10 protein-coding genes, 6 tRNA genes and 1 pseudogene are annotated in these 13,079 nt (G+C 39.6%); 7 read left to right on the top strand and 10 right to left on the bottom strand.

Annotated features, from left to right (window positions below; translation table 11 throughout):
* Positions 1-41: 41 nt before the first annotated feature.
* The 7 genes from FVA72_RS16185 to FVA72_RS16155 form a co-directional block, all read right to left on the bottom strand.
* Complete coding sequence (locus FVA72_RS16185) at positions 42-1,397, bottom strand: dicarboxylate/amino acid:cation symporter (RefSeq protein WP_036957950.1); 1,356 nt, start codon at positions 1,395-1,397, stop codon at positions 42-44.
* 546 nt (positions 1,398-1,943) lie between these two features.
* Positions 1,944-2,018 (bottom strand) — tRNA-Gln (locus FVA72_RS16180).
* 10 nt (positions 2,019-2,028) lie between these two features.
* Positions 2,029-2,105 (bottom strand) — tRNA-Met (locus FVA72_RS16175).
* A gap of 50 nt (positions 2,106-2,155) precedes the next feature.
* Positions 2,156-2,230: transfer RNA gene (locus FVA72_RS16170), tRNA-Gln, on the bottom strand.
* Positions 2,231-2,261: 31 nt separating this feature from the next.
* Positions 2,262-2,336 (bottom strand) — tRNA-Gln (locus FVA72_RS16165).
* A gap of 31 nt (positions 2,337-2,367) precedes the next feature.
* Positions 2,368-2,452 (bottom strand) — tRNA-Leu (locus FVA72_RS16160).
* 7 nt (positions 2,453-2,459) lie between these two features.
* Positions 2,460-2,536 (bottom strand) — tRNA-Met (locus tag FVA72_RS16155).
* Between the two features lie 521 nt (positions 2,537-3,057).
* On the opposite strand from FVA72_RS16155, the gene FVA72_RS16150 reads away from it, so the two are divergent.
* Together FVA72_RS16150 and FVA72_RS16145 are read left to right on the top strand one after the other, a co-directional pair.
* On the top strand, positions 3,058-3,726 hold the full coding sequence (locus FVA72_RS16150; RefSeq protein ID WP_137019280.1) for a hypothetical protein: 669 nt from the start codon (positions 3,058-3,060) through the stop codon (positions 3,724-3,726).
* Between the two features lie 115 nt (positions 3,727-3,841).
* Positions 3,842-4,717, top strand: a complete 876-nt coding sequence (locus FVA72_RS16145) for an AbaSI family restriction endonuclease (protein ID WP_110591320.1) — start codon at positions 3,842-3,844, stop codon at positions 4,715-4,717.
* Positions 4,718-4,850: 133 nt separating this feature from the next.
* Here FVA72_RS16145 and nagC read toward each other — a convergent pair whose 3' ends face one another.
* The 3 genes from nagC to nagB all read right to left on the bottom strand — a co-directional run bounded on the left by nagC (position 4,851) and on the right by nagB (position 8,128).
* Positions 4,851-6,074, bottom strand: coding sequence for a DNA-binding transcriptional regulator NagC (gene nagC, locus FVA72_RS16140; protein WP_004256960.1), 1,224 nt, complete (start codon positions 6,072-6,074; stop codon positions 4,851-4,853).
* Positions 6,075-6,085: 11 nt separating this feature from the next.
* Positions 6,086-7,249 carry an N-acetylglucosamine-6-phosphate deacetylase gene (nagA, locus tag FVA72_RS16135; protein WP_110591321.1) on the bottom strand — a complete coding sequence of 388 codons (1,164 nt, stop codon included), beginning with the start codon at positions 7,247-7,249 and terminating at the stop codon, positions 6,086-6,088.
* Between the two features lie 75 nt (positions 7,250-7,324).
* Positions 7,325-8,128 carry a glucosamine-6-phosphate deaminase gene (nagB, locus tag FVA72_RS16130; RefSeq protein WP_110591322.1) on the bottom strand — a complete coding sequence of 268 codons (804 nt, stop codon included), beginning with the start codon at positions 8,126-8,128 and terminating at the stop codon, positions 7,325-7,327.
* 417 nt (positions 8,129-8,545) lie between these two features.
* Between nagB and nagE the strand changes: the two genes are divergently transcribed.
* The 5 genes and pseudogenes from nagE to FVA72_RS16105 form a co-directional block, all read left to right on the top strand.
* Positions 8,546-10,573, top strand: coding sequence for an N-acetylglucosamine-specific PTS transporter subunit IIBC (gene nagE / locus FVA72_RS16125; RefSeq protein WP_110591323.1), 2,028 nt, complete (start codon positions 8,546-8,548; stop codon positions 10,571-10,573).
* Positions 10,574-10,777: 204 nt separating this feature from the next.
* Positions 10,778-12,130 carry a colicin E3/pyocin S6 family cytotoxin gene (locus FVA72_RS21760; protein ID WP_243154719.1) on the top strand — a complete coding sequence of 451 codons (1,353 nt, stop codon included), beginning with the start codon at positions 10,778-10,780 and terminating at the stop codon, positions 12,128-12,130.
* A 13-nt stretch (positions 12,131-12,143) separates the two neighbouring features.
* Positions 12,144-12,401 carry a colicin E3-like toxin immunity protein gene (locus tag FVA72_RS16115; RefSeq protein WP_110591324.1) on the top strand — a complete coding sequence of 86 codons (258 nt, stop codon included), beginning with the start codon at positions 12,144-12,146 and terminating at the stop codon, positions 12,399-12,401.
* A 199-nt stretch (positions 12,402-12,600) separates the two neighbouring features.
* The gene (locus tag FVA72_RS16110) at positions 12,601-12,711 is read left to right on the top strand and encodes a colicin E3/pyocin S6 family cytotoxin (protein ID WP_110591325.1); all 111 of its coding nucleotides are present in this window, start codon (positions 12,601-12,603) and stop codon (positions 12,709-12,711) included.
* 48 nt (positions 12,712-12,759) lie between these two features.
* Positions 12,760-12,975: pseudogene (locus FVA72_RS16105) on the top strand (colicin E3-like toxin immunity protein); the annotation flags it as partial.
* Between the last annotated feature and the right edge of the window lie 104 nt (positions 12,976-13,079).

The following is a 13,079-nucleotide window of genomic DNA, read 5'->3' as shown; positions in this document are numbered from 1 at the left end:
CTAATTAGCAGCCTATTTATTATTAAGTGAAGAAGTTAGTGCTATTTATTATTAGCTAAATCAACCGGTTGAATATTACTTGTGTCTGTATTGATGCTGTCATCTTCAGTAATCACAGAATCCAATGTTTCATTTTTTGCTGAAAACGCATGAGCCAGTTTTTCGGTATCCAGTTCTTTTTCCCAACGTGCAACAACGATACACGCACACGCGTTACCCACTAAGTTAGTTAAAGCACGGCACTCAGACATAAAGCGGTCAATACCAAGGATTAAGGCCATACCTGCAACAGGAATGCTTGGAACAACCATTAAGGTTGCCGCTAATGTAATGAAACCCGCACCAGTAACGCCAGCAGCACCTTTAGAGCTAATCATTGCAACGAGCAACAGCGAAATTTGCTCCCAAATCGTCAATTCAATATTGGTAGCTTGAGCAATGAATAATGCAGCCATGGTCATATAAATATTCGTACCATCAAGATTGAATGAATAACCTGTTGGGATAACTAACCCGACAACTGATTTTTCACACCCTGCATGCTCCATTTTGCGCATTAAGCTTGGCAGTGCGGCTTCGGAAGAAGAGGTACCTAAAACTAACCAGAGCTCATCTTTGATATATTTAATTAGCGCAATGATGGAGAAGCCGTTGTATTTAGCAACTGCTCCTAACACTAACAACACAAATAGAACGGATGTAATGTAGAAAGTCATTATCAGCATCATTAAGTTGCCAATAGATGAAATCCCATACTTACCAATGGTAAAGGCCATTGCCCCAAATGCCCCAATAGGCGCGAGTTTCATGAGCATCGCAACCATTTTGAACACAGGTTCAGAAAAGTTTTGCAGTAACTTAACGATAGGCTCGCCGTGTTTACCCGTTGCAGCTAGCGCTAACCCAAAAATAACCGCAATAAATAGAACTTGCAGAATATTTCCATTTACTAATGGACTAATGACGGTATCGGGGATGATATTCATCAAAAAGCCAACAATTGAAGACTCGTGGGCTTTTTCAACGTAAGTAGCAACTTTAGTGCTGTCTAAGGTTGCAGGATCAATATTCAGGCCAGAGCCTGGGCGAATGATATTGGCAATAATAAGACCAATAATTAATGCAATGGTTGAAAAAGTGATGAAGTACAACATCGCTTTACCTGCGACGCTACCAACGGCCTTCATGTTTGACATGCCAGATATACCAGTAACAACAGTTAAGAAGATAACTGGCGCAATAATCATTTTAACGATTTTGATGAATGCATCACCAAGCGGTTTTAATGATTCTCCAATGTCTGGAAAAAAGTGGCCAAGTGCGATACCCAGAACGATGGCTACGATTACCTGAACATATAAAATCTTATATATTGGTTGCTTTATCATGTTTCGCATAAATTTTCTCTGTAAAAATGTTGCGTTTGGCAATTTATAATTATTAGGTTTAAAACTTTTATTAGAGTTTCTGAGAACTAATTTAGTTGGAATGGAAGAAGGGGCTGAATCTATTAGTACCAGAGGTTGATAATAATTTAACTGGTAATAATCATACCTAACTACAATTCGAGCGCAGATTACCACTTTCGATGGTTATATAGAAATGATTGAAGTCACACATTTGATAGAAAAGTTATGCAAACGTAAATTTTATGAGGTAAATGTTGCTTTAACATCACTTTAAACGATTAAGCTATTGGTTAATCGGTAATATTAGGATTAAATAAATAAGCAAATGACCAAAAAGTAATCATTTAAACTAAAAATAGGGATGTAAATATAGAAAACAGTAGAGAGGGATACTTTACTGCTTAAAAAATGGAGTTATCTGCTAATTTGTTATTTTTTATTTAATTTATCAATAAAATCGATAAGTAAAATTAAGACTGCCTAAGCATAGTAAGATAGAGCAGGGAGTTAATTTAAGCGATGTTGAAAAGAGAATGGCTGGGGTACCAGGATTCGAACCTGGGAATGCCAGGATCAAAACCTGGTGCCTTACCGCTTGGCGATACCCCAACAAAAGAAATGGTAGCTACGACGGGATTCGAACCTGTGACCCCAACATTATGAGTGTTGTGCTCTAACCAACTGAGCTACATAGCCATATATGATTTCTTTAAAATGAATTGTGCAACTATAGGTAGGATAGTAGATGGCTGGGGTACCAGGATTCGAACCTGGGAATGCCAGGATCAAAACCTGGTGCCTTACCGCTTGGCGATACCCCATCCGGGAATTCTACTATTGATTGTTTTAAGATGGCTGGGGTACCAGGATTCGAACCTGGGAATGCCAGGATCAAAACCTGGTGCCTTACCGCTTGGCGATACCCCAATCTTAAATTCAATGCTACCGAGAAGGAAAATGGTGCGGGAGACAAGACTTGAACTTGCACACCTTGCGGCGCCAGAACCTAAATCTGGTGCGTCTACCAATTTCGCCACTCCCGCAAAATAATGGTGGCTATGACGGGATTCGAACCTGTGACCCCAACATTATGAGTGTTGTGCTCTAACCAGCTGAGCTACATAGCCATCTTTTTTTGCATTACCTTCGTCGGCGTTGCGGGGCGCATTATGCTAATTACAGACACGACAGTCAACAGCTTTTTGCACTATTTTTCAGAAAATGTGTCTGTTTGTTTGATGAATAATCATTTTGTCGATAAAGCCAGCAAAAAACAAGCCCATATTTGAAAAAAATCACTTTTGTCTTACCTGCTAGATAAATGTAATTTGGTGATGAAGCGAAATAAAACATCGAAAGAGCTCAAGAATTTGCAAGAGGAGTAAGATTAGGGGATAACAAAAACAACGGAACAACGGAACAACGGAACAACGGAACAACGGAACAATGGGTTTGACTTATGCTTCTTGTATTGTCGCAATGTGAAAGGTGATAACAAGATGATTTCTGAAGTTACGTTAGGTTGTTCATTGTCGATCTTTACTAATACCCATCATTCTTGATTTTGATTTATATTCTCTGTCTAATCTAAATTAGAATAAATATTGGTGAGTTATGGTTTGTCAAGTCAAATTGTCAAGAGGTGAAAGTGCTAAAATGTAAATATATAATACTTTTTATAATGGGGGCTTTTATTTTATCGGGGTGTTCTACCAAAAAAAATGAGTTGTGTCTTTTTGGCATGCATTCATACACTGAATCATACAGTGATTATGCCAATCCCGTTTATTTAGATACAAGTGGTAAAGAATTATCTTGGAAAGCTAAAACGGAAATCTTAAAGCAAGCGGAGCGGTATGCTCAAGATTCCATTAATGAAGATTATGTTCTTGCTGAAAGTTTATGCCCTAAACTCAATACTGGCGATGTTATTTTTGAAAAAATCCATGTTGATGTTGATACTCAAGGGAAGGCTAATAACGTTTTAACTGTTCCATTTGATTATACTGGTTCACAAGCTGCAGCCGTTCAATTATATAACGATAAAAAGAAATCATATTCATCAAGGATAAGCGGTAAGCTAGGTGATAAAGGTAAAGCTAATATGGTTGTTCGTGGACCCTGTTTCAATAATATATGCACGGAAGGCGAACTTATGGATTTTTGCAAAACTAAGCAACGCACTGCATTGACCGATAAAAAAGCTATCGATTATTTGAAGACCTATTACATACGTGAGCATCAAGTAAAAATTACGTATCCCAGTAAAAACAAAAAAGTATATGAATGTGAAAGACCTAATTTTCTCCGCTGGTAGTAGAAATTTAGTTTTTTCAGCTTGCAACAGAGTAATTTAAGTATTAAACATTATTCTGATTTATTTTTTAAAATATCATTAACTAATTGTTATTAAAAAAATTGTTTGTATTTTTATGAGCAGAACAGACTACATACTCCGTGCATTATCAAAAATATCTCACAAGAACTGGGAACACTACATCATCAACCGAATTTTTCACAAGTTGGATGACCCTGAACTTGAGTTCGTTTGCCAGCAGTGCATTCGTAAGGAAGGGCATTCTGGCAAGATTTACCTTGCAGACCTGTTTTTTCCACAGCTTAAACTGTACCTTGAGATAGATGAGGCGCACCATGACAGCGATGAAGCCAAAATAGCTGACGCTGTTCGCCGATTAGATATCATGGAAGCTACGGGGTTTATAGAGAAACGTATTCCTGCCAATAATGTAACTCTGGAGGAGGTTAATCACCTAGCTGACGAATTCGTCGTTCTTGTCAGGGAGAGAAAAGACCAGTTGAAATCACAAGGCTTGTTTCATCCCTGGGATTATGATGACCGTTATACCGCTAAAAAACATATTAACGCAGGTTTTATTGAGGTGGGTCCTTACGCTGTTTTTCGATATCACAGGGATGCTTTACAGTGCTTTGGTTACGGAGATAAAGGTCACCATCAATCAGGAGGCTGGCGTTTACCCAGAGCAGTTGTCGAGGCGATAGGACTGGCTGGGGATGTAATGGTTTGGTTCCCGCGTTTATATAAGGCGGGGGAGTGGGACAATGCACTTTCCTTTGATGGCAATCTGATAAGCGAAAAAAGCCTTAATCCTGAGCGTAACTATAAGGAAACATGGCATTACCGTATCGTAATGGCTCATTCTCGTGATGAACTGAATCGAACGCTGTATCGATTTCTTGGCATTTTCACTCAAGATGAGAAACTTTCAACCGAAGGGGTTAATGTTTTCAAACGGGTAGATACTCGCGTGAAGGTTTATTCATCATAAGATAAAAATAGTACTGTATTTTGTAGCCTATTTTGCTTCATCACAGGTTCACCTAATCTTAAAATGATGTCACATATAGGTAGACATGCTAGATTTCAATGCCTACCTACCGTAAAGAAAATAACGCCAAAAATTAGCTTTCAAACAATTTTTGTAATAATTCACCATTAAGCATCGCACGTTTAGTGAGTGCGAAAGCGCCTATTGCCGAATTATGAACCAACTGCGATGTGACGATGGGAAGATTTTCCCTAAATCCTTTCAAGGCTTGTGTGTCAATACAGCTTTGAATCGCGGGTAACAGAATTTGTTCTGCTTCCGTGATATCCCCTGCAATAACGACTTTTTCAGGGTTAAATAAGTTTATAGAGATAGCAATCGCTTTACCGATTTGCCGACCAACGTGCTGGATAACTTCCGTAGCAAGTGGGTCTCCCTTATTAGCAGCTTGGCAAATATGGGAAATCGTACAAGTTTCCAATGTAAGGGAACTTGAATAGCCTTGTTCTAAACGCTGTTTTACGCGGGCTTCAATCGCTTGGTTTGAGGCAATGGTTTCTAAACAACCAAAATTACCACAGTGGCAAAGTTCGCCAAGGGGGTCAACTTGGATATGGCCGATTTCTCCGAGGTTACCTCGGTGGTTGAGCAATATCTCTTTATTGATGACTAAGCCTGCCCCTGCGCCTCTGTGGATACGAACGAGCAGTGAGTCTTCGCAATCACGAGTTGCACCAAAATAGCTCTCAGCGAGGGCTAGGCTGCGAATATCGTGCCCTGCGTAACAGGTAATTTTAAAGTGTGCTTGCAAGTTGTCGATGAGATGCCAATTATCGACCTTGATATGCGGCATGTAGTAAACAATACCACTGTTTGGGTTAACTAACCCAGGGAGAATAATAGAAATCGCGATCAACTCTTTTAAGCGTTTCTGATTGTGTTCGATAAAGTCTTCAAGGGCGGCAATCAGTTTTTGTTCAACCGCTTGCTGAGAGGGCTCTGTGATAGGGTAATGAGCATCGACGATCATTTTGCCACCTAAGTCGTATAAGGCGATGGTGGCATCATAGCGGCCTAAGCGGACGCCAATCGTATGAAAATTTTTGTGCTCAGAAACAATAGATATAGCACGACGGCCCCCAGTGGAGGCCTGTTGGTCAACTTCTTTAATTAAACCACGTTCGAGTAACTGGCGAGTGATTTTAGTCACACTGGCTGGGGCAAGTTGGCTTTGCTCCGCGATTTGAATTCTTGATATCGGGCCATGTTGGTCAATTAAACTATAGACGACAGCGCTATTTAGTTGTTTGACGAGATCAATATTACCAATTTGCTTCAGCGAGTGGCTTTGATTCATTAGCTAGTTACTCATTTTTTGTAGACTTCGGCTCCGTTAACATAGGTTGCAAGGACGTCGAAGTCGTGGTTAAACGCGGTTAAATTCGCAATTTTACCCGGAGCAATAGACCCTAAGGCCTCATCAACTCCAATGGCTCTTGCGGGGTAGAGCGTTGCCATTCTCAGTGTTTCATCTAATGGGATACCCACGTACTCTACACTGTTTCTCACTGCTTCTATCATTGTGAGTGATGAGCCGCTGAGTGTGCCATTTTCATCTACACATAATCCATCGCGGTAGTATATGGTTTTACCTGCGAAGATAAAATGATCCATTTCACCAGTTTGAGGATCTATTCCTGCGGGCGCTGTGGCATCAGTCACTAAAATTAATTTATCACCTTTTAAGTGTTTGCTATTACGAATGTTTGCCCACTGGACATGCAAGCCATCAGCGATAATTCCCGCATATACTTCAGGAGTGTCATAAATAGCGCCAACTAAACCTGGGCCACGGCCTGAAATATATGGCATGGCGTTAAAAAGGTGCGTTGAAAAGCGAATTCCGGCTTTAAAACCCAGTTTGGCTTCTTCATACGTCGCATTTGAATGTCCAGCAGAAATAACAATGCCGGAATCTTTCAATTGGTGAATGTAATCAAGTTCTACCATTTCAGGCGCTAAAGTAATTTTAGTGATAGCGTCTGCATGAGCGGCTAAATAATCAATCATCTGCGCGGATGGTTGACGGATAAATTCAGGGTTATGCGTACCTTTTTTGATAACATTAATATATGGGCCTTCTAAATGAAGTCCTAGAGCTTGGTTCTTGTGGTCTTTTAAGTACTCTGTCATGACCTCAATACCATGCTTCATTAATTCGTCAGAGCAAGTAATCAGCGTTGGCAGGTAACTGGTACACCCTGTACGCTCATTGGCTTTTTGCATGATATCCAAATTCTTTAATGTGACATTTTCTTTATTATCATTGAATTGGACACCACCACAGCCGTTGACTTGCAGGTCAATAAACCCAGCGGATAAGATTGCACCTTGTAGGTCATGCTGTGGAATATGGGAAGGTAATTCAGAGACAGGACAAACATCTTTGATGATTTCACCATCGATGACGACCGCATGGTTATCCAGTCTTTCATGACCTGTATAAATAATGCAATTTGTTAATGCATACATGGCTTAAAACTCCTGACCTCTGGAAGGTGGGTCACCGATCAGCCTTCGCTGACCGGGTGATTGATAAACATAATCTTAGTTAAACTTTGCAATAATTTCAGATTCTAGCTGTTTGAAATATTTAAGCGTTTTAACTTTTAATTCGAGTGTTGCTGGTTCATCACAAACGACCAGTGCTTTTGGGTGCATTTGCACGCAACTCACTGTCCACATATGGTTAATTGAACCTTCAACTGCTGCATGAACTGCGTTCGCTTTATTCGCACCCGTAGCGAGTACCATTAACTCTTCAGCATCCATTAATGTGGCTACACCCACAGTTAAAGCGAATTTTGGTACTTGATTGATATCATTATCAAAGAAACGTGAGTTAGCTTGGCGCGTTTCTGGTGTTAATGTCTTAATGCGGGTACGAGAGTTCAATGAAGAACCGGGTTCATTAAAAGCAATGTGACCGTCGTTACCTACGCCGCCCATAAATAAATTAATTTTGCCGTAAGATTTAATTTTATCTTCATAACGTTGGCATTCCGCATCAACATCAGGGGCATTACCATTCAGTAAATTGATATTTTGCGCTTGAATGTCGATGTGGTTAAAGAAATTATCATGCATAAATGTGTGATAGCTTTGAGGATGATTAGCGGGAATACCAATATACTCATCCATATTAAATGTTACCACATGCTTAAAACTGACTTTTCCTGCGTTATATAAAGCAATCAATGCCTTATAAGTGGCAAGAGGAGTGCCGCCTGTTGGTAACCCAAGAACGAAAGGGCGATCAGCAGTTGGGTTGAATGCGTTAATTTTGTCAGCAATATACTGTGCGGACCAAATGCCGACATCATGCGCATTGTTAAGTGGAATTAGCCTCATGTCTCAATTACCTCTAATAAGTCTGTGAAATCTTTCATGTATATATGTATCCCTGATGTTATTCATTAGATATAGGAATACTCGTTATACTACAAATTTATTACGCGCTGGTGTTGGTACACAGTGCCGTTTTAACGGCTACACCTGCATTTTAAACGCGCTGAGAATATACAGGTTAATAACATAAATAAGTTATTTTTAATCATAAAATAAGTTTTCGATAATAGCTAGTAATTTAGTCATATCGGTAACTCTTTCGTTGACATTTATCACAAATCGAACCTATTTATTTTGCATCGCGAAACAATTAATTTAGACTATAAAATTGATACTCTCAATAACCTAAATTATGATTTAGGTGTGTGAACAATAAGATCCCGTAAATGGGGCAAAAATAGGGCGATAAAGGGGGAGTTTGTGAATATTCTTAGCTACTTACAGCGGATTGGTAGGGCACTTATGGTGCCAGTTGCTGTACTACCAGCCGCAGCAATCCTGATGGGGATTGGCTATTGGATTGACCCAGATGGTTGGGGAGCCAATAGTGCAATCGCGGCGTTACTGATTAAATCCGGTGCGGCTATTATTGATAATATGTCCGTGCTATTTGCTATTGGTGTTGCTTATGGGATGTCAAAAGATAAGGACGGTGCGGCTGCACTGACCGGTTTTGTCGGCTTTTTAGTGGTGACAACACTGTGTTCGCCTGCATCTTATTCCATGATCATGAATGTTCCGCTGGAAAGCGTTCCTGCGGCATTCGGTAAAATTAATAACCAGTTCGTGGGTATCTTAGTTGGGGTTCTATCAGCTGAATTGTACAACCGTTATAGTGGCGTAGAGCTACCCAAAGCGTTGTCTTTCTTTAGCGGTCGTCGTCTCGTACCGATTTTGACCTCGTTCTTAATGATCATCTTAGCCTTCATACTGATGTATGTCTGGCCGGTGGTTTACAACGGTTTAGTCTCTTTCGGTGAAAGCATTAAAGACTTAGGTTCTGTGGGTGCGGGTATTTACGCCTTCTTCAACCGTTTATTAATTCCTGTCGGTCTGCATCACGCACTCAACTCAGTGTTCTGGTTTGACGTTGCAGGAATCAATGATATTCCAAACTTCTTAGGCGGCGCTAAGTCAATTGATGCCGGTCTGGCAACGGTAGGTATTACAGGTCGCTACCAAGCTGGTTTCTTCCCAATTATGATGTTTGGTCTGCCAGGTGCGGCATTAGCGATTTACCATTGTGCACGTCCAGAAAATAAAGCGAAAGTTGCTGGTATTATGATTGCCGGTGCGTTTGCGGCATTCTTTACAGGTATCACTGAACCACTCGAATTCTCTTTCATGTTCGTGGCACCAATTCTGTACGTAATCCACGCATTATTAACGGGTATCTCTGTTTATATTGCAGCGACGATGGAGTGGATCTCTGGATTCGGCTTCAGCGCAGGTTTAGTCGATATGCTATTGCAGTCACGTAACCCATTAGCCGTTCAGTGGTATATGTTGATTGTCCAAGGTTTAGTCTTCTTCTGCATTTACTATGTCATTTTCCGTTTCATGATCCGCAAGTTCAACCTGTTAACACCAGGCCGTGAAGAGAGTGCAGGGGATGAAACTATTGACGGTTATGATGAAAGCGTTAGCCCTGTCGATAATAGTGACAGCGATATTCAAAAAGAAGCTCGCCAATATGTTGCAGCAGTTGGTGGCAGTGACAACATCGTCAGTATTGATGCCTGTATCACACGTTTACGTTTAGGTGTTAAAGATTCAGCGATTGTTAATGACGCCATGACAAAACGTTTAGGGGCTTCAGGTGTTATTCGCTTAAGCAAACAAAATGTTCAAGTGATTGTCGGTACACGTGCTGAGTTAGTCGCTAAAGCGATGACAGAAGTGATTGCAAAAGGCCCAATTGCAGGTTCTGCTCCAGTTGCTGCACCAGAAGAGAAAAAAGCCGCAGAGCCTGCAAAAGCAAAAGGCAATGTGATTTTATCTTTGGTTGCGCCGGTCAGCGGTCAAGTGTTCTCCCTTGACGATGTGCCAGATGAAGCGTTCTCTAGTCGCATTGTGGGCGATGGTATTGCCATCAAACCAACAAGCAGCGAAGTGCTAGCGCCAGCATCAGGTACGGTGGTGAAAATTTTCGAAACTAACCACGCATTCTGCCTTGAAACAGAAAACGGTGTTGAGCTCATAGTTCATATGGGTATTGATACTGTTGCACTGAAAGGTGAAGGTTGTGCACGTTTAGTGGAAGAAGGGGCGGAAGTAACCGCTGGCACACCAATCCTGAACTTAGACCTCGCGTTCCTTGAAGCTAATGCTAAATCGATGATTAGCCCTGTTATCATCAGCAATATTGATGATTTTGCAGGTGTCGAGATTTTAGTTGATGGTGAAGTAAAAGCAGGCGAAACGGTTATTTATAATGTTCTGAAATAGTTCAGTTTAATATTATAAGTTAGTAAGAGGGTGGCTTAGGCCACCCTTTTTTATGGTGGTTAAATAAGAAAAAGATAATCATACAGGGTATAACAAATAATGATAATCACTATCAATTGAGTTTAGTTTATAAAGAAAACATAATTAATTGTTAACTTTGTGGGCAGTGTTTGGGATAACACACTCTTTTGATAAGGAATATCCATGCAGCAAAATGATGAGATCATGAAAATATTGAAGTGTAATCTTTGTCCTAGATGTGGGGAGCAAGATTGCCCTTTTCTGACACATGATAAACGTGCTAAACAGATGATGGATGCATTCAGGCGAGGTGATTTTTTAGAAGCTCAAAAAATATATATAAGAACATTTGGACAAACACTAGCTATGCTCAGGGGGAACTTTAAAAGTAAAATCAAAATATATGAGTCAGTAACAGATAGCCTAAGATATAAATTTTTTGAGAATCAAGTAGTAACAATACCCCCGACACTTACATCAGCATTAAATGCTTCTTTATCAACCTTAAAACCGTCCCCTCTAATAATCAGCCATGCTGCACCAGTCAGTACTTTCAAACTCGGTGTCACCCCACTTTCTAATAGTGACCCTCTAGGTACTGTTATTGGGCGGTCAGTGGGATTAGGTATTGGATTACTAACATATTCACCACCAGCGGGGGCACCAGGAATAGATACACTACATGATTTTTCAAAACATGATTTTGATTATTTAACAAGGAATACAAATACAGCAAGAACACCCGTTGGGGAACAATTAAGAGTACCAGAGGAACGAATATTAAGGGAGGTGAGTCGTAACAAGGGTGTTGTTGAAACTTATGCCGTTCCTACAGAGCGTATAAGCAATGGACAAAAAACTATTGAATTAACATCAACAAATTCACCAGTCAAGACTCGAGTTATACCTGCAATTCCCACAGAACAAAAAGGGCTTTTTAGTTATTCACTACCAAATGAACAAAAAGATAGGTATATACAGATAGGAAAACCAGAGGTATTCACTGGTATTCCCTTGGCTCCCCCTAAGAGATTAAAGTCTCTACCCGGTGAAATATATGATATTTCACGGTCTTCAGGCATCCCGATTAATTCCCCCTCTTTCCCAACTTCCGTTATAAATTCAAGTTCTAACCCGCAATCCCCTTTTATTATTGTTTTTTCTGAGAACATTGGCATCAAGCCAATTTATATTGCAGCAAGCAAAGGCGGTAAGAAAAATAAAGGAAAAGAGGATGAAAGAAAAGGTGTTAAAGAAAAAGGTCATTCTTATCATCCTGCACCTAAAGTTGATGAAATAAAAGGCTTCGGTGAATTAAAGCCAGTGCAAGGAAAAACGCCAAAACAAGGTGGTGGGGGACGGCGTAATAGGTGGGTTGGTGATAAAGGGCGCAAAATCTATGAATGGGATTCTCAACATGGAGAACTAGAAGGATACAGAGGTAGTGATGGGCAGCATATAGGTGCATTCGATCCAAAAAGTGGTAAACAATTGAAACCTGCAGATCCTAAACGTAATATAAAAAAATATCTATGAAGAGGAACAAATGATGGGATTAAAGCTACATACGCAATGGTTTGATAAGCAAACTGGTGAATTTATGGGTGAAGAATATTCAGAAGATTTTGGGGATGATGATTTTCTGATAGATAAAACAATTGATCCTAAAGATGAAAATATTATTAATAACGGAGTATTTGATTTGCAAAAAGAATGGGTTATTGAAATTCAAAATTATGTTAATCATCAAATTGATTTAGATAAATTTGTGTACCAAGTTTCATTCGATTATCGGGACGAATGGTAATTATTATTCACATTTGAATAATATTAAATAAAGGGAGTTAAGTTCCCTTTCAAACTGCCGACAAAGTCCTCACTTTTTACTGAGGACTTTGATCTAATAAGATTAGTGCAAGTTATGATCTAACTGATATGTTAAAAGAATCGTCTCCCCAACAATATCAGTACGAAACCATCACCCTTGATTAACTCCACCTGGAGAATTGGAGGGGCATAGAGGTTGTGATGGGCAGCATATAGGTGCATTCGATCCAAAAAGTGGTAAACAATTGAAACCTGCAGACCCTAAACGTAATATAAAAAAGTATCTATAAGGAGAAAAAATGGGATTGAAAATTCATCTGGTTTAGTTTGATAAACAAACAGAGGAATATGTTGGTGAAGAGTATTCTCTTGATTTAAGAGATGATGGTAGCATCATAGAAGAAACTATTAATCCTGAAGAAAATATTATCAATAATGGTTGTTTTGATATGGTTTCTGATTGGGTTTCTAATCTTCAAAATCATATAAAACATAAAATTGAATTTAGTAAATATGATTATCAAGTTTCATTCGATTATCGGGACGAATGGTAATTATTATTCATATTCGAATAATATTAAATAAAGGGGAAATCTCCCTTTATTTGTATTCATCAAGTTGCATTTGTTAATAACATTGGCGAAATCTCAAACAAGGT

The organism is Providencia sp. PROV061 (assembly GCF_011045655.1).
Lineage (GTDB): Bacteria > Pseudomonadota > Gammaproteobacteria > Enterobacterales > Enterobacteriaceae > Providencia > Providencia hangzhouensis.
The sequence above is the reverse complement of the archived record's forward strand: the minus strand, read 5'-3'. Positions and strand labels throughout refer to the sequence as shown.